The organism is Hydrogenoanaerobacterium sp., from assembly GCF_032017025.1.
Classification (GTDB): domain Bacteria; phylum Bacillota; class Clostridia; order Oscillospirales; family Ruminococcaceae; genus Hydrogenoanaerobacterium.
Window position 1 is genome coordinate 17,436 of sequence record NZ_DALZQO010000022.1, and the last position, 23,121, is coordinate 40,556.

At 48.7% G+C, this 23,121-nt stretch carries 20 protein-coding genes; 11 read left to right on the forward strand and 9 right to left on the reverse strand.

Annotated features, from left to right (window positions below; genetic code table 11):
* Positions 1-23 precede the first annotated feature (23 nt).
* A complete protein-coding gene (locus tag RTV33_RS12250) occupies positions 24-788 on the reverse strand; it encodes a M23 family metallopeptidase (protein WP_312644637.1) in 765 nt (254 codons plus the stop codon).
* Positions 789-1,041: 253 nt separating this feature from the next.
* Between RTV33_RS12250 and RTV33_RS12255 the strand changes: the two genes are divergently transcribed.
* From RTV33_RS12255 to RTV33_RS12285, 7 genes are all read left to right on the forward strand, one after another.
* Positions 1,042-1,914, forward strand: a complete 873-nt coding sequence (locus RTV33_RS12255; RefSeq protein ID WP_312644639.1) for a phosphate ABC transporter substrate-binding protein — start codon at positions 1,042-1,044, stop codon at positions 1,912-1,914.
* 193 nt (positions 1,915-2,107) lie between these two features.
* Positions 2,108-2,980, forward strand: coding sequence for a phosphate ABC transporter permease subunit PstC (pstC, locus tag RTV33_RS12260; protein WP_312644641.1), 873 nt, complete (start codon positions 2,108-2,110; stop codon positions 2,978-2,980).
* Complete coding sequence (pstA, locus tag RTV33_RS12265) at positions 2,980-3,873, forward strand: phosphate ABC transporter permease PstA (RefSeq protein WP_312644643.1); 894 nt, start codon at positions 2,980-2,982, stop codon at positions 3,871-3,873. The genes pstC and pstA overlap by 1 nt, the downstream gene beginning before the upstream one ends.
* Before the next feature lie 20 nt (positions 3,874-3,893).
* Complete coding sequence (gene pstB / locus RTV33_RS12270) at positions 3,894-4,649, forward strand: phosphate ABC transporter ATP-binding protein PstB (protein WP_396327468.1); 756 nt, start codon at positions 3,894-3,896, stop codon at positions 4,647-4,649.
* A 52-nt stretch (positions 4,650-4,701) separates the two neighbouring features.
* Positions 4,702-5,370, forward strand: a complete 669-nt coding sequence (phoU, locus tag RTV33_RS12275) for a phosphate signaling complex protein PhoU (protein ID WP_312644646.1) — start codon at positions 4,702-4,704, stop codon at positions 5,368-5,370.
* 70 nt (positions 5,371-5,440) lie between these two features.
* Positions 5,441-6,136, forward strand: a complete 696-nt coding sequence (locus RTV33_RS12280; protein ID WP_312644648.1) for a response regulator transcription factor — start codon at positions 5,441-5,443, stop codon at positions 6,134-6,136.
* 78 nt (positions 6,137-6,214) lie between these two features.
* Positions 6,215-7,942 carry an ATP-binding protein gene (locus RTV33_RS12285; RefSeq protein WP_312644650.1) on the forward strand — a complete coding sequence of 576 codons (1,728 nt, stop codon included), beginning with the start codon at positions 6,215-6,217 and terminating at the stop codon, positions 7,940-7,942.
* Positions 7,943-8,029: 87 nt separating this feature from the next.
* Here RTV33_RS12285 and RTV33_RS12290 read toward each other — a convergent pair whose 3' ends face one another.
* Positions 8,030-9,382 carry a GH1 family beta-glucosidase gene (locus RTV33_RS12290; RefSeq protein WP_312644652.1) on the reverse strand — a complete coding sequence of 451 codons (1,353 nt, stop codon included), beginning with the start codon at positions 9,380-9,382 and terminating at the stop codon, positions 8,030-8,032.
* Positions 9,383-9,386: 4 nt separating this feature from the next.
* Positions 9,387-11,822 carry a GH36-type glycosyl hydrolase domain-containing protein gene (locus RTV33_RS12295; RefSeq protein WP_312644653.1) on the reverse strand — a complete coding sequence of 812 codons (2,436 nt, stop codon included), beginning with the start codon at positions 11,820-11,822 and terminating at the stop codon, positions 9,387-9,389.
* Between the two features lie 500 nt (positions 11,823-12,322).
* On the opposite strand from RTV33_RS12295, the gene RTV33_RS12300 reads away from it, so the two are divergent.
* The 4 genes from RTV33_RS12300 (at position 12,323) to RTV33_RS12315 (ending at position 16,701) form a co-directional block, all read left to right on the forward strand.
* Positions 12,323-13,330, forward strand: a complete 1,008-nt coding sequence (locus RTV33_RS12300) for a LacI family DNA-binding transcriptional regulator (RefSeq protein WP_312644655.1) — start codon at positions 12,323-12,325, stop codon at positions 13,328-13,330.
* Between the two features lie 44 nt (positions 13,331-13,374).
* Positions 13,375-14,775: an ABC transporter substrate-binding protein gene (locus RTV33_RS12305; RefSeq protein ID WP_312644657.1), complete on the forward strand. Its 1,401-nt coding sequence runs from the start codon at positions 13,375-13,377 to the stop codon at positions 14,773-14,775.
* Positions 14,776-14,890: 115 nt separating this feature from the next.
* Complete coding sequence (locus RTV33_RS12310) at positions 14,891-15,829, forward strand: sugar ABC transporter permease (RefSeq protein ID WP_312644659.1); 939 nt, start codon at positions 14,891-14,893, stop codon at positions 15,827-15,829.
* Positions 15,829-16,701 carry a carbohydrate ABC transporter permease gene (locus RTV33_RS12315; RefSeq protein WP_312644661.1) on the forward strand — a complete coding sequence of 291 codons (873 nt, stop codon included), beginning with the start codon at positions 15,829-15,831 and terminating at the stop codon, positions 16,699-16,701. The genes RTV33_RS12310 and RTV33_RS12315 overlap by 1 nt, the downstream gene beginning before the upstream one ends.
* A gap of 59 nt (positions 16,702-16,760) precedes the next feature.
* Here the strand turns inward: RTV33_RS12315 and RTV33_RS12320 are convergent, their stop codons facing one another.
* From RTV33_RS12320 to RTV33_RS12345, 6 genes are all read right to left on the reverse strand, one after another.
* Complete coding sequence (locus RTV33_RS12320; protein WP_312644663.1) at positions 16,761-17,354, reverse strand: flavin reductase family protein; 594 nt, start codon at positions 17,352-17,354, stop codon at positions 16,761-16,763.
* A gap of 310 nt (positions 17,355-17,664) precedes the next feature.
* The gene (tatC, locus tag RTV33_RS12325; protein WP_312644664.1) at positions 17,665-18,411 is read right to left on the reverse strand and encodes a twin-arginine translocase subunit TatC; all 747 of its coding nucleotides are present in this window, start codon (positions 18,409-18,411) and stop codon (positions 17,665-17,667) included.
* Positions 18,412-18,461: 50 nt separating this feature from the next.
* Positions 18,462-18,677 (reverse strand): twin-arginine translocase TatA/TatE family subunit, encoded by a 216-nt coding sequence (locus RTV33_RS12330; RefSeq protein ID WP_312644666.1) that lies wholly within the window; start codon positions 18,675-18,677, stop codon positions 18,462-18,464.
* 282 nt (positions 18,678-18,959) lie between these two features.
* The gene (locus tag RTV33_RS12335; protein WP_312644668.1) at positions 18,960-19,625 is read right to left on the reverse strand and encodes a hypothetical protein; all 666 of its coding nucleotides are present in this window, start codon (positions 19,623-19,625) and stop codon (positions 18,960-18,962) included.
* Positions 19,626-19,708: 83 nt separating this feature from the next.
* On the reverse strand, positions 19,709-21,808 hold the full coding sequence (locus tag RTV33_RS12340; protein WP_312644670.1) for an aldehyde ferredoxin oxidoreductase: 2,100 nt from the start codon (positions 21,806-21,808) through the stop codon (positions 19,709-19,711).
* Positions 21,809-21,858: 50 nt separating this feature from the next.
* On the reverse strand, positions 21,859-22,506 hold the full coding sequence (locus RTV33_RS12345) for a ferredoxin-like protein (RefSeq protein WP_312644672.1): 648 nt from the start codon (positions 22,504-22,506) through the stop codon (positions 21,859-21,861).
* Positions 22,507-23,121 lie beyond the last annotated feature (615 nt).

The following is a 23,121-nucleotide window of genomic DNA, read 5'->3' on the forward strand; positions in this document are numbered from 1 at the left end:
TAGTCGGCTGAGGGCACTTATTTTTATAATTTACCCATTGTTTTTAAAGGATCAATAAATTTACCGTCTTGCTTCATTGCAAAATGAAGGTGGCTCTCAAGCTTTGCTTCGGCGAGGTTGGTGTCGCCTACCTGGCCAATTACTTGGGCAGTGGTGACCGCGTCGCCTTCTTTTACCGCTACCTCTTTGGCAAGTCCGCTGTAAATGCTGACAAGCTTACCGTCGTTATGGCTTACCTCTACAGTTTTACCCCATATGCCATTGTCGTATACACGGCTGACGGTACCCTTTGCAATGCAGAGTACGTCTGTACCCTTATCCGCTTTAATATCAATGCCATCGTGGGTACACCATTTATCCAGTGTGGTGTTTTTCACCAGTTCACCGTTGCTGTATTGGTTAAACACCTCTGCGGATTTGATCGGCAGCGCGTATGCTGAAATCTGCGGTTCGAGCGAAAGCGTTTGCTGTTCGTATACCTCGCCAGCATTTGGCTGCTCCTCGGATGATGAGGAAGCAGTTTGTTCCGATGAGGAGGAGCCGGATGAGATTTCGACGTTGGGTTTTGGCTTTCCCGCCTCCTCCAACTCGGGGAAACCCCAGCTGGATTCCTCACTTATTACGCTGCTTTGGGGTGAGGCTGATGGTGTGTCGGTGATGGAGCCGAGTGTCTTATCCACAACAACCCATGCAGCGGTGCCCGCACCTACCAGACAGAGCGCCAGTGCCGCATAAAAACCTTTGCCATTTAAAAAGCTTGCTAGTTTTCCTTTGTTTGATCTACTCATATTCTGAAAAACACCTCCGAAAGAAGTTAAAGATTGTATTGCTTGAACTTATTTTGAGCAGATGAATTGGTATTTATACAGCCGTATGCGGGAACAATTTTATTGCAGAAAAAAGATTTGCCTGTTTTACGCATACTTTACACAAGCTTTACCGCGCTGTGATATTGTAAGGCCTGCTAAAACAGTACAATAAACTTACAGAATAAAGAAAAAGAAATGATTTGTGAGTGACCATTTAAAAGGAGAAAACGAAATGAAAAAAATTTTAGCAGTATTGGTTAGCCTTACCATGGCAGCTTCTCTGGCAGCCTGCGGTGCACCTGCCTCGTCTTCTTCCGGGGTATCATCCGGCGCACCTGAGGCCACACCCTCCGGCAGTACACCGGTAGCAGAACTTTCCGGTAAAGTAGCGACCAACGGCTCCACTTCTATGGAAAAGGTAATTGGTGCGCTGGCAGAAGCGTTTATGCAGCAAAACGGTGGTGTTGATGTAACCTACGATCCCACAGGTTCCGGCGCAGGCATTACCGCGGCAGAAGAGGGAACCACCGACATCGGTCTTTCCAGCCGCGCGCTCAAGGATACCGAAACAGGGTTAACCAGTACCGTTGTTGCTCTGGATGGAATTGCGGTAATCGTAAACAAATCCAACACAGTCAAAGACCTCACAGTCGAGCAAATTGCAAAGCTTGCAAACGGCGAGTTCTCAAACTGGAAGGACGTTGGCGGCAAAGATGCCCCTGTGGTTATGATTGGCCGCGAGGCGGGTTCCGGCACAAGAGACGGCTTTGAAACCATTACCGGCGTAAAAGATAATGCAAAATACGGGCAAGAGCTTACCGCTACCGGCGCAGTAATCGCCGCAGTGGAGGCAAATGAAAATGCCATTGGCTATGCTTCGCTCTCATCGGTAAAAGACACCGTTGCTGCAATTATGGTTGAGGGTGTTGCCCCCTCTGAGGCTGCCGTGCTGGACGGTACCTACAAAATTCAAAGACCGTTCCTAATGGTGACCAAAGAAGGAGAGAAACTCCGCCCCGAAGTTCAGGCGTTCATCGACTTTGCGCGCAACAAAGACAATGCCGAAATTATCACCAACGCAGGTGCAGTTCCTGTTGTGAAATAACCAATAAAACAAACACATCTCTTACTATAGTTTTCGATCACATCCTCGTAAAACACCTCCATCTGCAAATGGGCATTTGGGGGTGTTTGCATAAAGAGATATTAGTGTAAAGTTTTGATGAAACAAGAATTATCTTTTTGGCAGTAAACTGCAAATAGGGCTCCGCAGCGGGCTCGCATAGGAGAGCGTATCAATGAAGCTGAAAAAAGTTACAGAAAAAATTATGAACACCATCTTTTTTTTCTGCGGTATGGTGGCGATCGCTTCGGTTTTGCTCATCACCGTTTATATGATCATTTCAGGTCTGCCCGCAATCAAAGAAATTGGTTTAAAGGAGTTTTTATTCGGGCAGGTGTGGAAAAGCACGGCATCGGAGCCGAAATTCGGTATTCTGCCTTTTATACTTACCTCCGTTTACGGCACCGGCGGCGCAATTCTCATCGGGGTGCCTATTGGGCTGCTTACGGCAGTTTTTCTTTCTAAAGTTGCGCCCCCCAACGTAGCAAACGCGGTGCGCCCCGCGGTGGAACTGCTTGCGGGCATTCCGTCGGTAGTGTATGGCTTAATTGGTATGATTGTACTGGTGCCCGCCATTGCTAAGGTGTTCAAACTGGCAAACGGAACCTCGCTGTTTGCGGCAATTTTGGTACTGGCAATTATGATTTTACCCTCTATCATAAGTGTTTCCGAAACCGCCCTCAATGCGGTGCCGCCCGAATATGAGGAGGCATCGCTCGCACTGGGCGCAACTAAAATCGAGACTATTTTTAAAGTTAGTATACCCGCTGCGCGCAGCGGTATAGCGGCGGGTGTGGTTCTCGGCATTGGGCGCGCCATCGGCGAGGCAATGGCAGTTATGATGGTTGCGGGCAACGTGGCCAATATGCCCAAGCTGTTTGAGTCGGTCACTTTTCTCACCACGGCCGTTTCAAAGGAGATGGCATATGCTTCAGGGCTGCAAAAACAGGCATTGTTCAGTATAGCACTGGTTTTGTTCCTATTTATTATGGTTATCAATGTAATACTCAATTCGCTCTTGAAAAAACGCGACGGAGGTGAAAAATAATGGCAGAAAAACAAAATGCAAACAGCCAAACTGCTGTGAATTTTCGCCTGTCAAGCAAACGCAAAAGCTACGATATCATCATCAAAAGCCTGCTCTACTTAGCCGCGTTTATTACCTTTGCACTGCTGGTGGGGCTTATCGGCTATATTTTTTACCGGGGGCTTCGCAATGTTACGTGGCCGCTGCTTTCCACCTCACCAAGCGCACTGAAAGGTACAATTGGTATTTTACCAAACATATTAAACACGTTGTATATTATTATAATCAGTTTAGTGATTGTTCTGCCGCTCGGCATCGGTGCGGCGATATACCTCACCGAATACGCCACCAACAAAAAGCTGGTTGGTATGATCGAGTTTGCTACCGAAACACTCACCGGCATCCCGTCCATTATCTATGGTTTGGTGGGCATGCTGTTCTTTGTGCAGTTTTGCAAGCTGCAAACCTCGCTGCTGGCGGGTGCGCTTACACTGGTAATTATGATATTGCCCACCATCGTGCGTACCACGCAAGAAAGCCTGAAAACGGTGCCCGCCGCGTACCGTGAGGGTGCTTTGGGGCTGGGTGCTACCAAATGGTATATGATCCGCACCATTATTCTGCCCAGCTCCATCGACGGTGTGGTCACCGGCTGCATTCTTGCCATTGGGCGCATTGTGGGTGAGTCGGCGGCACTGCTGTTTACAGCGGGCATCGGTTCGGTCATCGCTAAAAATATTTTTTCAGCCATGAGCCGCTCGGGCGGCACTCTTTCGGTTGCATTGTATGTATATGTGTTTGAGCGCGGTGAGTTCGAGGTGGGATTTGCCATTGCATCCATCCTCATGATTCTGGTGCTCATCATCAACTTTGGAGCAAAGTTAGTGAACAAAAAGCTGAAAAATAAGTTCTAGTTTAGGGGATAGAAAACATGATGGAAAACATAATTACCACAAAAGACCTCGATTTGTATTACGGATCGTTTCAGGCACTCAAAAAAATTAATCTCGAAATTCCCGAGCAGCAGATTACCGCGTTTATTGGGCCCTCGGGCTGCGGTAAATCCACCTTTCTAAAAACGCTCAACCGGATGAACGATTTGGTTGCGGGTGTTAAAATTACAGGTGAGGTGCTCTACCACGGGCAGGATATATTTGCGCCGGAGGTGGATGTTACCTGGCTGCGCAAACGCATTGGCATGGTGTTTCAAAAACCAAACCCGTTTCCAATGAGTATCTACGACAACATTGCGTATGGCCCCCGCCTGCACGGAACGCACTCTAAGGCGGAGCTCAGCGACCTTGTGGAAAAAAGCCTGCGCGGTGCGGCCTTGTGGGATGAGGTGAAGGACAGGCTGAAAAAATCGGCGCTCGGGCTTTCGGGTGGGCAGCAGCAGAGAATGTGTATTGCACGCGCACTCAGCGTGCAGCCCGATGTGCTGCTGATGGACGAACCAACCTCTGCGCTCGACCCGATTTCGACCATGAAGATTGAAGAGCTGATGAGCGAACTGAAAGACCAGTACACCGTCGCCATTGTTACCCACAACATGCAGCAGGCGGCGCGTATTTCGGATAAAACCGCATTTTTTTTACTGGGTGAAATGATAGAATTTAACGAAACCGAAAGAATGTTCTCAATGCCCAAGGACAAACGCACGGAGGATTACATTACGGGGCGCTTTGGATAAGCAAACATCGTTGCAAAACAAAGAATAATAGTGATAGTAAGGAGAGAATACAATGGCTGCAAGATCGAGTTTTGATATGGAGCTGGAACAGCTCAACCTTGACCTCATAAAAATGGGCGGGATGGTAGAAGAAGCAATTGCAAAATCCATTCGAGCGCTCGAAGTGTCAGATACCGCAATTGCCAACGAAATCATCAATGGAGACCGCAGCGTTGACGATATGGAAAAACAGATTGAAGCGCGTTGCCTGCGCCTGCTGATGCGCCAGCAGCCCGTTGCGCGCGACCTGCGTGCCATTTCCACTGCGCTGAAAATGATTACCGATATGGAACGCATTGGTGACCATGCGGCGGATATTGCCGAGCTGACCATTCGGCTGGACAGCAAAAAGCCGCTTTCGATGGCACAGCACATTCCCGAAATGGCAGATATCGCCACTCAGATGGTGCGTGCGTGTGTAAAATCGTTTATCGACAACAATCTTGACCAGGCCAAAGAGACCATTGCGCGCGACGACGAGGTGGATGAGCTGTTTAATGTGGTGCGCGACGAGCTCATCAAAACGCTTTCGGGCGAGAGTGATGCAGAAAAAGCGAATCAGGCAATCGACCTGATGATGATTGCAAAGTACCTTGAGCGCATTGGGGACCACGCGGTAAACATTTGTGAATGGGTTGTTTTTTACGATACCGGCCTGCACAAAGAGACCCAAATTATGTAATTTTGTGGTACAATAGGCACAAAGCGACTAGGATGCATGAAAATAAAGCAAATGACAGGAGGAAGCCCCTTTGAGCCATCTGATTTTTGCAACAGAGGATGAGGACAATATCCGCGAGCTGCTGCGCTGCACGGTGGAAAGCTTTGGCTATGCGGTGGAGTGCTTTGAATGTGCCGAGGATTTGCTGGAGAGGCTGAAAACCACGTTGCCCTCGCTCATCCTGCTGGATATTATGCTACCGGGCATCGACGGGCTGGCCGCACTGCAAAAAATAAAAAAGAACCCTGCCACGGCCGCCGTGCAGGTAATTTTACTGACGGCAAAATCGAGCGAGGTGGATAAGGTGCGCGGGCTGGATGTGGGAGCAGATGACTACATCACCAAGCCTTTTGGCGTGCTGGAACTCAATGCGCGCATTCGCACCGCGCTGCGCCGCCTTGAAAACACTTCTGCCGTACCTGAACCTGAAGTGCTGTTCGGTAAGGATATCACGCTGGATATCCGCAACCGCGAAGTGACGGTAGACAAAGCGGCGGTAGAGCTTACCCTAAAAGAGTTTGAACTGCTTAAAATACTGATGAGCAGTGACCGTGTAATGGAACGTGATGAGCTGCTGAACAACATTTGGGGCTACGACTATGTGGGAGAAACCCGCACACTGGATATGCACGTAAAAACACTGCGCGCCAAACTTGCCGATAGTGCCGAACGTCCGCGCTTTGTGAAAACGGTTCGCGGGATAGGCTACAAGTTTATTGGCAGATAGACAGCAGACGCAACCGGCATGGTGTGCGGTCAGCAATGTGCAAGCCGTACGCCCTTGCCGAAAAAATTGAGGTGTAACATGAAAAAACATATCATTATCCGTTGTATTTTTCTGTGCGTGGCGGTGGTGCTGCTCTCGGGGCTTGCCAGTGCGGCAATTTTGCAGTACAACAAAGAGCAGAGCATTGTCCGCAATATGAAGGATATTCTGACAGCGATTTCGCTGCAGGAGGAGACCTCTACCCTAGACTACGATAAGCTTGCCAAGGTTTACACCAAGCTGTCGTTTGATTACCGCATTACGGTAATGAACAAAGTGGGCGAGGTGCTGGGCGATTCGCACTTTGATTTTGCTACAATGCCAAATCACGCCGACCGCCCCGAAATTAAGCAGGCGATTGCGGCGGGTACCGGCTACGAAAAACGTTCCTCCGAAACATTTGGAAGACCGATGCTGTACGTGGCGATGCGTGACGGCGATATCATCTACCGCATTGCCGCGCCGGTGGATACCATTAATGCCACGTTTTTAGATTTGCTGCCCGCACTGCTGGCAGGCCTGCTGCTGGCGCTGATTATTTCGCCTGTTTTGGCGTCGTCAACAGCGAAGAGCATTACAAAACCACTTTCAAGCGTGGCGGACAGCCTCAAAACATTGGACAGCGACGATTATGCAATAAAGCTGGTGCTGCCCGAATTTGACGAGCTGCAGCCCATTGCAAGCACCATCAACTCGCTGACACAGCACATCTCCGAAAACATGCGTGAGCTTTCCCACCAAAAGGAAAAAACCGATTATCTGCTGAACAATATGGAAGATGGACTGATTTTGGTGGATCATAACATGCGTGTGCTGCAAATCAACGAAGCGGCACAAAAATTTTTGGGGGAGAGCAAAAGCGTTGAGGGCAAAAACCTGCTTGTGCTCACCCACCAGCTTAAACTGATTGACGCGGTGCAAAATGCGGTGGAGGGCGGAACCTCGTCGCTGTTTGATTTAAGCGGCAACCAGCCCGTGGGCATGATACTTTCGGTGCATGTCACGGCCATCCAGTCTGGCTGGATGGCGCAGGGTAAGGCGAACGGCGCGGTTATCCTCATAACGGATGTAACGCAGGAGCGAAAAGCCGAAAAAATGCGCAGCGAATTTGTTGCCAACGCCTCACATGAGCTGAAAACCCCCATTACCTCCATCGGCGGCTTTGCCGAGCTGCTTGCTGCGGGTGTGGTCAAAGAGCCCGACAAGGTGCAGGACTATCTGGTGCGCATTAAAAACGAAACACAGCGTATGGCAATGCTCATTGAAGACATCCTTAAGCTCTCTTGCCTTGAAAACAGCGAGGAAAGCGAACAAAACCTTGAGCCCGTTAACCTCAAAGAGGTAATTGAAGAAGTGGTTGAGAACATTCAGCCGCAGATAACCGCACGGGGTGTGCAGGTTATGGTGGATGCGCAGGATATTACCGTGCAGGCAGTGCCCGATGAAATGGAGGCGCTGGTGCAGAACCTGCTGGATAACGCGGTGAAATACAACCGTGATGGCGGCAGTGTAACGGTGACACTTGAAACGCACGGCGGTGCGGCTTATTTGTCGGTAACCGATACGGGCATTGGCATTCCGTACGAAGACCAGCCCCGTATATTCGAACGCTTCTATCGTGTCGATAAGGGCAGAAGCCGCAAGGTTGGCGGCACAGGGCTGGGGCTTTCGATTGTAAAACATGTAGCCGGCAAATACGGCGGTGAAATATCATTAAAAAGTGTGGAGGGCAAGGGCACTACGGTTGCCGTTTCTATCCCCCAATAAACAACAAGAAACAAGGCAGGGTTACTATAAAAGAGTAATCCTGCCTTGTTTTTTAGGAAAGGAGATGAGAGATGGCTGTAATTGGTATCAGAGACTTTCGCCGTTTTGGGCAGCAGTGGCACAGTACCAGTAATAGCTGTCCTTCGGAATGCGACGCTGTGTGGGATAGTCAATGTAGATAAGACCGAAACGGTCGTCATAACCCGAGTGCCACTCGTAGTTGTCGGTAAGGCCCCAATGAAAATAGCCGCGTACATCAGCGCCTTCGGCAATCGCCAGCGTCAGCTGCTGCAAATAGCGGTGCAAAAAGTCGATTCGGTCGGCATCGTGCACCTTTCCGTCTAAAAAGATGTGGTCGTTACAGCTTTGCCCGTTTTCTGTTATAAAAATTGGCAGGCGGTAACGCTCCCACACAAAGGCTACCCCGTAATGCAAAACCTCGGGTGTAACCGGCCATTTCAGTGCAGTGCGGGGGAACCCTGCATACTTGGGTGTGTATTCGGGTATACCGCCGCCTCCCGCCTGCACCTCGCGCCCGTTGTAAACATTGAGCCCGATAAAATCCGGTGGTTGATGAACAGCCTCCATATCTTCACCCGGCACAGCAAGAATGAGCCGATCTAAAAATGTTCCGGTGCTGCGGGGGTAATGGCCAAAGCAAATGGCATCTAAAAACAAGTGGTGAGTAAACACCCAGTCATCATCATAGAGGGCAAAGGTGGCGAATTTTGCCGCTGCAAGGTCTGCAGGGGCTTCTGTGGCAGGGTAGCACAGGCGGCCTGTGGTTGCAACCCCTACCTTGGCATCTGGTTCAATTTGGCGCAGCACTTTGGCAGCTGCACCATGCGCCAGCGCCAGATTGTGCATTACCTCAAACAATTGGCTTTGCGATAGGCTTTTGCCCGGTGCATGAATGCCGCTTTCGTAACCAAGCGAGGCAATGCACTGGGGCTCGTTGATGGTAATATAGTGCTTGACGCGCCCGCAAAAATGCTTACCCACCACCTGCGCGAGCCGCGCAAAGGCACTTACGGTATCGCGGCTGAGCCAGCCTCCTTTGTCCTCCAGAACTTGGGGTAAATCCCAGTGGTAAAGGGTAAGGTAGGGCGTAATGCCTTTTTCCAGGCAGCGGTTCACAATCTTATCGTAAAAGGCAAGCCCCTCGGAGTTTGCCTCTCCGTCTCCATCGGGCAGGATGCGCGACCACCCCACGCTGAAGCGGTAATGATGCAGCCCGCCTGCTGCGATCAGGTCGATGTCCTCCGCCCAACGGTGGTAGTGCTCGCAGGCGATATCGCCCGTATGCCCCCCAAAGGTTTTACCCGGGATGTGGCTGAAGGTATCCCAGATGGTAGGGGTACGCCCGCCCTCGGTTATACCGCCCTCAATTTGATAAGCGGCGGAAGCAACCCCCCAAATAAAATTGCTTGGAAATTTCATGCTTTCACCCCATGATTACAGTGATGATACAGTCTTTTTTGTGCACAGCATACGGGACAATGCGGTAAGGCACCTCGATGCCATCTGCAATTAGCCGCCGCACACCATTTTGCACACCTGCCGAATTATCTACGGTAATGCGGTACCGCACACCGCGGCAGATACGGTCGACAGTGAAGCCGGACAGTGTTTTTGGAATACAGGGGTCGATACACAGGCCATCGAAAGTAGGGCGTATGCCAAGAATATACTGGCTTACATTGACGAAATTCCATGCAGCAGTACCGGTGAGCCAGCTGTTTTTGGCTTCTCCAAAGCGGGGTGCGTCTTTTCCTGCAATCATCTGGCTGTAAACATAGGGCTCGGTGCGGTGTATCTCGCTGATCTCCTCCAGATAGGCGGGGCAGATTTTGCGGTAGATTTCAAACGCACGGTCGCCGTTGCCCAGCACGGCTTCGGCACAGGATACCCAAGGGTTGCTGTGGCAGAAAATACCCGCGTTTTCCTTATAGCCCGGCGGATAGGAGGATATCTCCCCCAAGTTCAGCCTATAGGTGGTGTAAGCCGGCTGCAGCAGAACAATGCCATATTCGGTGTCTAGTCGATCTTTTACACTTTGCAGCGCCTTGGCAGCATGACCTTCTTTTACGCCAATACCTGCCATGACGCACATGCCTTGCGGTTCAATGAAAATCTGTCCTTCATCGCATTCGCGGCTGCCCACAGGGGCGTCAAAGGCATCGTATGCCCGCCGGAACCACTCACCGTCCCATCCTGCGTCCAGCACAGTGTCGTACATCTTCTGTACCTGCGCACGGATACGGCTGGATTCCTCTGTTTTGCCGAGATGCTCACAGATTTCGGCGTATTCTGTGCCGTATTTAACAAACATACCGGCAATAAACACGCTCTCTGCCCTGCCGCTTTCAAAGTTGGAGCACGTCTGAAAGCTTTCGCCCGGCTGGTCGGAAAAGCAGTTGAGGTTCAGGCAATCGTTCCAGTCTGCCCTGCCAATCAGCGGCAAGCCGTGGGCGCCTTTGCGGGTTGCGGTATACTCAAAGCTGCGGCGCAGGTGCTCCAGCAAGGGCTGTGCTTTTTCGGTGTTGTTATCAAAGGGTACCGACTCCTGCAAAATACCAAAATCCCCTGTCTCGCGCAGATAGGCGGCGGTGGCGGCAATCAGCCAAAGCGGGTCATCGTTAAAACCGCTGCCAACGTCTGTATTCCCCCGTTTGGTGAGGGGCTGGTACTGGTGGTAGGTGCTGCCGTCCTCAAATTGAGTGGCGGCAATATCCAAAATACGTTGGCGTGCCCGATGCGGTATCAGGTGTACAAAGCCCAGTAAATCCTGGCAGGAATCGCGAAAGCCCATGCCGCGCCCCATGCCGCTTTCGTAGTAGCTTGCGCTGCGACTCATGTTAAAGGTGACCATGCACTGATACTGGTTCCAAATGTTCACCATGCGGTTCAGCTTCTCATCCTCAGACCCAATGCGGAATTTTGAGAGAAGGTCTTCCCAATAAGTGCCTAAGGCGGTGAGGGCTTCCTCCACCTGTACGTCGGTTTGAAATTTTGCTAGCATGCGCTGTGCGGAGGCTTTGTTGATAACCCCGGGGGCAGACCATTTCTTCTCCGGCAGGTTTTCGGCATAGCCCAGCACAAAGATAAAACTGCTGCTTTCGCCGGGGCGAAGCGTCACCTCCAGGCAGTGCGAGCCAATGGGTGCCCAGCCGCTGGCGACGCTATTGCGCGGCTTACCCTCAAACACAGCTTCGGCGGCTTCGAAACCATTGTGCGCGCCGCAAAAGCTTTCGCGGTCGGTATCAAAGCCTGCAACAGGCTTATTTACAGCATAAACAGCATAGTGGTTGCGCCGCTCGCGGTATTCGGTTTTGTGGTAGATGGAATTACCCTCCACCTCCACCTCGCCTGTGGAAAAGTTGCGCTGAAAGTTGCTGGCGTCATCCACGGCGTTCCACAAACAAAACTCTACCAAACTAAACAGCGTAAGTGTTTGGGGTTTGGCAGTATGGTTGGTAAGCGCTAAACGGTCAACCTCGCAATGCTCGCCCAATGGGACAAAACAAGTAAGAGCCGCGGATATGCCGCTCTTTTCCCCCTCGATTACCGTATACCCCAAGCCGTGGCGGCAGCGGTAGTGATCCAGCTCGGTTTTTACAGGCTGCCAGCCCGGGTTCCACACCTCGTCTTTATTTTTAATGTAGTAGTAGCGCCCGCCAACATCGCCGGGGCAGTTGTTGTAGCGGTAACGCGTAAGGCGCAGCAGCTTTGCGTCGCGGTAAAAGCTGTAGCCGCCTGCAGTGTTGGAGATGAGGGAGAAAAAGTCCTCGCTGCCCAAGTAATTGATCCAGGGCAAAGGCGTGCGCGGAGTTGTAATCACATACTCTTTTTTCTTATCGTCAAAATATCCGTACTGCATAAACAGTCTCCTTTTGCCCAAAGGGCGAGGTTGGAATATAGTTGCGAAAACGATTAAGAAGAACGAGCAAGGGTTTCTATGCATTAAGATTAAAACATTTTACAGTAAAAAGCAATAGCAGAAGCGAATAAATATTTTCAGACCTCAATAATTCAGATAATTCATGTGATTTTTTGCAAATTGATCATGAAAAGTTGCGAAACATACAAAACATGAACAAATTACTAGATTTACGAGTTTTTATTTAAACGTTTACTTCGATTATCTTGGTTCTTGTAGAAACTATAAGTAAACCGCACAAATTAAATGAGATTGTTTTGTAGAATTAAACAAAAATTGGAAATAACGTTAAAAATCAGAAAAATATACTTGAAAAACTGTAAATATTCGGCTATACTCAAGTTGCGAAAACGATTAAGTTAAAAATTTGCTCCAACTGGCAACTTCTGTTATACTACAGTAAGAAAACGATTAACTGAAATTGGCAGGAGGAACACAACATGGTTTCCATTAAAGATATTGCTCTCCGTTGCGGCGTTTCCGTCGCTTCTGTCAGCAAAGCACTCAACGGGCATCAGGATATCAGTGAAAAAACCCGCACAATTATTTGCCAAGCAGCCAAGGAGATGGGCTATATGCCAAACTCCGCGGCGCGTACGCTGAAAACCAACCGCACCTACAACATTGGCGTACTGTTTACCGATGACACCCAAAGCGGCCTAACCCATGAGTACTTTTCCACAGTGCTGGATAGCTTTAAGGTAGAAGCGGAAAAAAGCGGATATGACATTACCTTTATCAACCGCAACATAGGCGGGCGCAAAACCTCATACCTCGAGCACTGCCATTACCGCTGCGTGGATGGCGTGGTGATTGCGTGTGTGGATTTTAACGACCCCGAGGTGGTTGAGCTGGTCAACAGCGAAATTCCGGTGGTAACCATTGACCATATCTTTAACAACAGAACAGCAATTATTTCAGACAACATTCAGGGTGTGAGCGACTTGGTGCGTTATCTGCACCATAAGGGGCACCGCAAAATCGCTTTTATCCACGGCGAAGATACCTCGGTTACCCAGAACCGTCTGGCAAGCTTTTACAAAACTTGTGATGAGCTGAGTATTGACACGCCCGAGGAGTATGTTTTGGAGGGTGCCTACCACGACCCCAAAGCAGTGGCGCGCCGTACGCGTGAACTACTGGCATTAAAAAACAGGCCCACCTGTATTATGTTCCCTGACGACTTCTCCTACGTAGGAGGAATGAATGCAATTCTTGAGGCCGGTCTCTCGATACCGGAGGATATTTCGGTATCGGGCTATGACGGAATCTACCTTTCGCGGGTATTGGTGCCCAAGCTTACCACCCTGCGGCAGGACACTACCTCCCTGGGTAGAACGGCGGCGCAGCAGCTGGTAGATTTGATTGAGCGGCCAAGAACTACCTTGCCGGAACGCATTGTAATTGGAGGAGAGCTCCAGGAAGGGCGGTCGGTAAGGCAGCTGTAACACAGTTCCTAAAACCGACAGGTTTAATTTAAGGAGGAAATAATATGAAAAAGCATTTAGCGATTGTTTTGGCATGCGCATTAATCCTCTCAATATTTACCGCCTGCGGCAACAATGCCGCCAGTAGCGCCGCACCATCTGCGGAATCCACCCCGGCATCTTCTGCGGCTCAACCCGCCAGCACGAGCGGCTCAGAAAAAGTTCTTCGCATCTACTGCTGGAACGACGAGTTCAAAAGCCGTTTTGAAGAGTACTTTGCAAAAGCAGGCAAGGTACCCGACGGCATTACCGTTGAGTTTGTTATTACCCCGAATCAGAACAATGCCTATCAGGATAAGCTGGATGCCGCCTTGTTGAATCAGGACTCCGCTGCAGATAAAATTGATCTGTTTTTGGTGGAGGCCGACTACGCCTCGAAATACATTAAAAGCGATTACACGCTGGACGTAAAAAAGGATGTAGGCTTAACGGATGCGGATATGGCTGACCAGTATGCCTACACGCAGGAGATTGTAACCGATGATAAAGGCGTACTGAAAGGTGTTACATGGCAGGCAACACCGGGGCTGTTTGCTTACCGCCGCTCGATTGCCAAAGATGTACTGGGTACCGACGACCCCGCTGAAGTTCAGAAACAGCTTAGCGACTGGGACAAATTTAACGCGGTAGCGGTAAAGGCAAACGCCAAAGGCTATAAGATGCTTTCGGGCTACGACGATTCTTACCGTACCTTCTCGAACAACATGTCTGCTCCCTGGGTGGACGAAAACGACAACATCGTGGTTGACCCAAACATGATGAAGTGGATTGACCAGACGAAGGAATACACCGATAAGGGCTACAACAACAAGACCTCGCTGTGGGCACCCGAGTGGAGCGCCGATCAGGGGCCAAACGGCAAGGTGTTCGGATTCTTCTATTCCACCTGGGGCATCAACTTTACTTTGCTGGGTAACTCCCTCGCAACTCCGTTGGCAGATGGCGGCAAAGAGGAAGTCGGCAACGGAATCTTCGGCGATTACGCTGTATGCCAGGGCCCACAGAGCTATTACTGGGGCGGTACTTGGCTGTGCGCCGCTAAGGGCAGCGACAACCTCGACCTCGTAAAAGAAGTGATGAAGACCCTTACCTGCGACAAAGAGACAATGAAGAAAATTACCCTGGATACACAAGATTACACCAACAACAAGACCGCTATGGGCGAAATTGCAAACAGCGATTATAAGTCTGAATTTTTGGGCGGACAAAACCACATTGCACTGTTTGCCGAAGCTGCCCCCAAAATTGATATGAGCAATATCGGCGACTACGATCAGGGCTTGAACGAGGAACTGCAGGGAGCGTTTAAAGACTACTTTGACGGCAATGTAAGCAAGGAGGAGGCACTCTCCAACTTCTACACCGCAGTCGTTGAAAAGTACCCGAACCTGAAAGCGCCCGCCTGATTCCATAAAAAAATACCGTAAAAACGATGGTCAGCTGATATGCGGGGCGGGTTTTTGCCGCCCTGCATATCGCCCTTTGCACGGCTTGCGTTACTATAATAATTGAGGTGATTTTATGCCTGATAAGGCTTTGTCTGCGAAAAGGAGAAAATCCATCAGCTATGCAAAATGGGGCTACTTTTTTCTGGCACCGTTCTTTATTGTATATACCATATTTTCGCTTATTCCGCTGCTTTCTACCTTTTACAACAGTTTTTTCGAAAATTACATGGTGGGCATTAAGCAGGTTGGCCCCAGCTTTGTGGGGCTTAGTAACTATGCTGCACTTTTTAAGGATGGGGATTTGCCCAAATATTTCGGAAATACCGTCGTTATTTGGATACTGGGCTTTGTGCCCCAAATTATTGTATCGCTGCTGCTGGCGTCTTGGTTTACCGACCTGCGGTTAAAGCTGAAAGCCACCGGATTTTTTAAGACGGTCATCTATCTGCCTAACCTGATTATGGCCACCGCATTTTCGATGCTGTTTTTCGCCCTGTTTTCCGATGCCGGCCCGGTTAACAATATCCTGCTCAGCTTGGGTAGAGCGGAACCGTTCCGCTTTTTATCGAATATCTGGGGCACCCGAGGGCTGGTTGCGCTGATGAACTTTTTGATGTGGTTCGGCAACACCACCATTCTGCTAATGGCGGCGATTATGGGTGTAGACACCTCACTGTTTGAGGCCGCCGAAATAGACGGCGCATCCCCCAACAAAATTTTCTACAGGGTCACCCTTCCGCTGATCCGCCCAATACTCATTTATGTAATCATTACCTCGATGATCGGCGGTATTCAGATGTTTGACGTGCCGCAGATATTAACCAACAGCACCGGTAACCCGAACCGAACCAGCATGACATTGATTATGTACCTGAATAAACACTTATACAGTAAAAACTATGGCATGGGTGGTGCAGTTTCAGTAATCCTGTTCTTTATCTCCGCTGCCTTAAGTGTTATTGTTTATTTCACGCTCACCGAAAATACAGCCGGTAAAAGGAGGGGGAGATAATGCGAGAACTTGCAGCGGGTAGCCGTAGCAACAGCCCGATTTTACTTACCATTCGGCGCATCATCAGCTATGCAGTGCTCATCCTCCTCACCTTCCTTTGCCTGTTTGCTTTTTATATTCTTATCATCAACTCTACCCGCGCCCATCCGGATATCCAGAAGAGCTTCTCTTTTCTGCCTGGAAAGTCCCTGCTGGTGAACTTAAAAAATGTACTAAAAAACGAGAACCTTCCTGTTTTATCCGGCATTAGAAACAGCCTTTTTGTTTCCACCAGTGTGGCAGCGTTTAGTACATATTTTTCAGCGATGACCGCTTACGGTATTTACGCTTACGACTTTAAGTATAAAAAAGCGGCATTTACATTTATTATGCTGATTATGATGGTGCCCACTCAGGTTTCGGCGCTGGGCTTTGTACGGCTGATGGTTTCGATGGGGCTTAGGGATTCGTTTGCACCGCTGATCATCCCCTCCATCGCATCTCCTATCGTGTTCTTTTTTATGAAGCAGTACATGGAGAGCTCACTGCCGCTGGAGATCATTGAGGCGGCACGTATGGACGGCTCCAACGAGCTTCGCACATTCAATACCATTGTAATCCCTATTATGAAGCCGGCCATTGCCGTGCAGGCAATCTTCACCTTTGTGGGCGCATGGAACAACTATTTTATGCCTGCGCTGCTGTTGGATTCAAAAAACAAAAAAACACTCCCGATTTTGATTGCACAGCTGCGCAGTGCCGACTTTTTGAAGTTTGATATGGGGCAGGTGTATGTGCTGATTGCGGTAGCGATTATTCCCGTCATCATCGTTTACCTGCTGTTGTCTAAATTTATTGTACGCGGCGTGACGTTGGGTAGCGTGAAAGGGTAAATAGAATAAAGAGAAAAAAGACTGTACCTTTAAAGTACAGTCTTTTTATTGCTATTTTGCTATTTTCTCTTGGGTTTGCGCTTGCCGGGCGCAGGCTTTTTTCGCACCGAGTAGCCAAAGCTGCCCAGCTTTGCGCCAAGTTCAAAGTATTCGCCGTGCGCGTAGGCAATCAGCCCGCTTTTACCGAGGTGTAGCTTGCCTGCTTTGTCTACATATTGCTCGTCGACGTTTACCGCAACAACTTCAGCTAAAAACATATCGTGCGAGCCAAGCGGAAGCACATCTTTTACGCGGCATTCCAGCGAGAGCGGGCTCTGCGCAATCAAAGGCGCGGAAACCTTGCTGGCGGGCTCTGCGGTAAGCTTGCAGGCGGCCAGTTTATCTTCATTGGCACCCGACCGTACACCGCAGTAATCGCACGCACGTACCAGCTCTTTGGTGGTGAGGTTGATAACAAACTCACCGCTTTCACGAATCAGCTTGTACGAGTAGCGGCTGGGGCGGATGGATACATAGGTCATGGTGGGCTTGGTACATACAATACCTGTCCATGCAACGGTTAGGACATTGGGGTGTTCAAGGGTACCGCAGCTTACCAGCGCGGGCGGCACGGGCGCAAGCAGGGTTCCGGGGTTCCAGACGAGCTTACTCATAGTATAGGCTCCTTTATTCTTCGGCAGTTTTATGTTACAAACTGCCTTAATTAGCGGCAGGCTTTATTTTAACACAAAGGGCACTGAGGTGCAACCGGGCAGCGAAGGTGCGGTGCGAAGCCGCCTGCCTCTTCTTTTAAGTAGATTCCGCAACAACCAACGATTTAGCCCGCGCTTAAGCTTTCTGTTATTTACAAAGGAGTAAGGCTGCAAAAAATTTTGTCAGATAAAAATGCTCTTCCACTTTTGTGAAAGAGCATTTTTATCTGACAGGTTAAACCTGTTGCAATTTTTACATTAAAATTTTTTGCTATGCTACCTGTTCGAGCTCTTCTTTTTTATGGCGTTTGGTGTTCATTTTATCCACCACTACACTAATCAAAATGCTCAAATATAGCAATATCACCATAGGGATCGCCAGCATCAGCTGCGAAATTACATCAGGCGGTGTGACGATTGCAGCAACAATAAAGATGATAATAATCATAACACCCTTGTATTGCTTCAAAAATTTGGGTTTCAAAATTTCCAGCTTGGTAAGCATAAACACAATTACAGGCATTTCGAAAACAAGCCCAAAACTAAGCAGCATAACATTAACGAAGCTTGTGTAAGATTTTACGGAAATCATAGCCTTTACTTCACTGATTGCAATACGGGTAAAGAACTGCAAGGTAACCGGAAGCACCATTCTGTAGCAGAAATAAACTCCCCCCGCGAAGCATATCAAACCAAACAGCAGCGAAAACAGAACATAAATCTTTTCCCGTTTATACAGGCCTTTTTCCACAAACGCCCATACCTGATAAATGGTAATGGGGCTGCAGACAACAAACGCCGCCAAAAAGGAAATGTTCATGTAAATTAGAAATAACTCGGACGGTGAAATGTACACTAGCTGCATTCCGGGGTTGATAGCGAGCAGATACTCCATTACTACCCCGGCATATCCGAAAATGATCATAGCTGCAACCACATTGGTAACAACAACGATTACAAGCCTGCGTCTGAGTTCGCCTAAATGGTCTAAAAGAGGCATTTCATTTTTCTTCCTCAAGGGCTGTGCCTCCCAAAGTTATAGTTATTTGTTAAACGCATGCTTGCTTTTTACTTAGCAGCTGTTTCTTGTTCTTTCGGCTCGACTTCAACCGGCTCGTCGGCGAGCTTTTCTATTTTGCTGGTAACCTCCTGCGAGCCCTTACGGAACTCTTTGACGGCCTGACCCATGCTTTTTGCAAGCGCGGGCAGCTTGGATGGGCCAAAAATTAAAAGAACAATACCCAAAACGAGGAGAAGCTCCCCCATACCAATTTTCCCAAACATTTTCATAATCTCCTTATTTTTAATTTTTTGATTGTTTATGCAGGTGGTTTTTCGACGGTATGCCAAACTTTTGCTCACAGCACAAATTTCGATTGCAGACGCAAACTGTGCGGTTTTGGTTCAGACATTGCAAAGATGACGCAAGGGGTATGCCGGTATTTCGGTCGGCACGGTTCGAGACCGAACAATCCGAAGAGTTTCCCCTTAATTTTACACCTGCGTCTGCAGCATTGTCAAGTGCACAGCAGCGGCTTAGGTCTTCACGCAGTACCGTTTTGCCTGTTACTGGCAAAGGTTCCGCTCCACTTCTATGAACTCGCAAAGTGATTGCGCATATTTCTTACTCATAAACTCAGAGGAATAGATGCAGATATTTCCGTTGCTGGCTTTCACAGTGTCAATATCCTCATAGCCATCTTCCAGTTTCATTCTTGCAATAGCCCCGAGTATTTCGTCTTTCGTATAGAAATAAGGGCTATCCATCAAAGCAACTGTTCTGAGCGGCCTTGGGTATACCTTGCAGTCGTGTCTTGCCGCTGCGGCAATCGTTGCAATAATATCTTTATCCTCAAGCAAGGCCTGAACGGCGGCGAACCTTTCGGTCCACAGCTTTGTGTCATATAAATAGATGTCGTTTTTACCGGCAATGGTTGCTATGCCGGCAAGTGCAGTGTCATGTTCAAGATTTTTTACAAGTTCCGCTACATTCTCCCTTGTAAGACCTGCGGGAGGCTGAAGCTTAATTTTAGAAAGGCAAGCAAGCTTTTCTGTTTTGTTGATACTTCTTATGTGGTCAGCCAAGATTTGAGATGGTGTGGTTGTTGAAGCTTTTGCCTTTTCTTTTTCCACCTCGTCAAGCGCCTTGTCAATTGCCGCCAAGGTCTCCGGATCCATATTTTCTTCAATTTCTTTCAGCTGTTCGTCTGTAAGCTCCAATTTATCCGACATAAAATCACCTTTTGACTTATTACTTTTTTAAATTTAGGTGAAGGGCACATGCCCTTCACCCAAATTTATGCTAAGAATGGTTCTTAGGGGAGAAGGTTAAGCTCTGCGAGCTTGTCAGCAACGTCTTTCAGGTCAAATTTCTCAAGTGTTTCACGAGTAGGCGCGCCGGTTTTTTCGTCCCAGCCCATCTCCTTGTAAAGCATGGTGTGCGCAACTTTCATATCCTCGCGGTCCATCTTGACTGTGCCTTCTTCAAACGGCTTCAAATCGGGGTCCATATCAAACACCCAATCATTGGCACCGTCATGCTCATTGCGCATATCCGTTGTACCAAGCCACATTACCTGCAATGCCCTTTGAAGCTGAAGAACTCTTTCTGCAGCAAAGTCCAAAGACTCCTCTGTCCAGTTCTCACCTGTGATAGCAGCCATGTACTGTGCTTCAACGGAGAGGTCGCCCTTATAGCCCCTGTCTTTTCTTGGCGATAAGGTCATCGGCCATACCCAGTTGCACAGCGTAAAGGAATCGTGCAGCGTCTGTCTTACCACACCGAATTTGGCAAATTTAGCTTTTGCCTGATTCATGGGGGTGTAAGCCTTGGGCTTATCCAGCGCGCCCACGCCAAAGCGTTCCTCTATGATGCCCTTTTGCAGGTCATATGGAAGGCCCGAGCCGACAATGTTGACAATGGTGTGGCACATACAGTCGCGGTTAAAGAACACGTTTGTAAGCGCACCAACCTGTGCTGCGGTTTCGTTGCCGTGATGTTTGGACCAGCCCAGAGGTGACCAAAGAGACATCTTCTGGTCGTTGAGGTACTTGCCGCCAAGCAGCTCTTTGTAGCGCTCGTTAACAAAGTAAGCACCTTCGCCCAATGTAGCAAGCACGCCTTCCTGCTTGGCAATGCGGTACATAATGTCCTTAATGAAAGCAGGGTCGCCTGCCTCGTAAAGATCCCATTTGAGCGAATCGAATTCATCTTTGGGAAGGATTTCTTTTAAAAGGTCGTTGTTGATGAAGTATGTAATCGTTTTGGGGAGTTCACCGTAGTTATCCCACAGTCCGAGGTCATCTGCAGTCGACAACGATGCGACGTTGCAGTAAAATAAGCCGTCATCTTTTTCAACATAATCCTTGTGATTTTTCATGATCCCCGCCCACATGAAGTTTGGCATGCAGGTATTGGATACAGCCGCAACATAGCCTTCTTTTTCAAGCTCGGGCAGATAGACAGCCGGTGAGCAGCGGATGGGGCATGAAGTACAGCCTGTCATCTTTACGGTGTATTTTTCAGAAACCGGTCCGTAGTCCATGTGCGCTTTCTGGCAGCGATAGCCAACCTTGTTTGGCTCTCCCGGAGGGGAATCTCCCGTATCAACAGGGCCGCCCTCGGCAGCACCCCAGGTAAGACCCGGACGTCCTGTCCAGCGGCTTCCCTTGTCGGAAAACTCAGCCCACGGACGCTCGGTAGAGGGAACAACATGGTTGTTGTTTGAACCGATAAGGTCGCTGAGCACATAGTTGTTCAGCTTAAGAATTTCCTGCGGGTTGGCAACCTGTACAGAGCCTTTGCCGTATACGGCAATTGCTTTTAGGTTTTTGGAGCCGAGAACAGCACCTGAACCCGCACCGCCGCAGTGGTTTGCAGCATTGATGACGCAGGAGAGGTTTACCATGTTTTCACCTGCAAGACCGATGGAAGTAACGGTATAGCCCTGCCCGTGCTTGTCAATGATGGCAACGCTGGTTTCGCGGGTTGTTTTGCCCCACAGCGCAGACGCATCTTCCAGTGTTACAGAGTCGTTGTCTATTTTGAGGTATACGGGGGATGCAGATTTTCCTTCGATCACCACAGCATCAAAGCCCGCATATTTAAGATGAACAGCAAACTCGCCGCCCATGTGAGCGTTGACCACCATGTTGCCCTTTGTAAAGGTGCTCAGAGATGTGATCGTGGTTCTGCCAGAACATGGCGCGCTTGTGCCTGTATTAGGGCCAATCGCAAAAATGATCTTGTTTGCCTCATCGTATGGTTTTGTTCCAACGGGAACTTCTTCATACATAATGCGGTCGCCATAGCCGGTGCCGCCAATGTATTTGTTGTATTTCGAGGAATCTTCTTCCGCAATTTTGCCTGTTGTAAGGTTTACGCGGAGAAGTTTTCCGGTCCAACCATATGCCATTTGATATGACCTCCTTTAAGAAATGTTCGGTATCCTTGCGTGTACGGCGGTTACATTGCAGTTGCAATGTCCTTCCAGTCTATAATAGCAAGAGCCCCTGTCGGGCAGCCTGCCACACATGCTCCGCATGTGATGCACTTTGTGGATTTCTTCGTATCTGGGTCCACATTTGGCATATGCCACGGACAAGCATTTTTGCACATTCCGCAGCCGACGCATTTTTCCTCGTCGATTACGCGTGTGCCTGTTTCGGGGTGGGCAGAAATTGCCTTAACCGGACATGCCGCAACGCATTTTGGATCTTTGCATTGCTTGCAGGTAGTTGGACCAAAGTTCCAAACACCATAAATACCATCACCATGGCGATAGTTATCTGTCACACCCTCTTCGCCTACATTGAGGTTTTCGCGCATTCTCAGGCGAGAAATGGTGGGCATTGCCTTACCGTCGTTGGCAAGTGTACAGTTGGTCTCGCAACGCTGGCAGCCCACGCATTTTGCACGGTTGGCTACTAGCAGGCCTATAGGCAATGGCGTTACGGAAACAAGTTCCTCGTCTACCTCGTTTTGAGTACATCCGAATAAAGAAAGCATTGCCGCAGTCATGGTAACGCCAGCTAAGCCCTTACCTGAAATTTTAAGGAACTGGCGTCTGGAATATTCTTTGTCGAATACTCCTTTACTTCCTTCTTTAGCCATTTGTCCTCCTCCTTTTCATAAATTTTTTCATTTTACTATATGAGAATTGAACCAAGGGGTTTTTAGCGTTAACGCCGCATTCCCTGTTGCTTCAATCATCAACATGCAATCGGCCGTTCTAGTTTAACGGCTGCTTTCGGACAGCAAAAACGGTGCCAAAGCGCGTAAGCTGTGGCACTCGGGTTATGCATATTCGGCCGAGGCTGTCGTAGCCCTAGCGGTGTATCCGCATAACAAAACATTTCAAGTTTCAAATTGTTTTTACCTCACACTTTAAAGCGTTCCGGTTATGAAATAGAAGTAAAAAGCAATGTTTATCGTTGTAATCTAAAAAATATGTAAGGTCGTTTGAAAGTTTATACTCCTATAGATATACATATAAAGGATACAGGATAAGCAGTAATTTGTCAAATGTTTATCAAGTGCTTAATGAAAATTTATTCCTATAATATTTGTATAAATATACCAACATTTAAAATACAAGTGGACTAATATTGGAGCTTGGAAAAAGAGTGTTCAACGATTTATCAATTATTGGGCTGATTTATTTAAATGTTTAGCAGTATTGGCTGTTTGCGTATGTTAATGCAAAATAATTTTGTGTAATAATTAGAA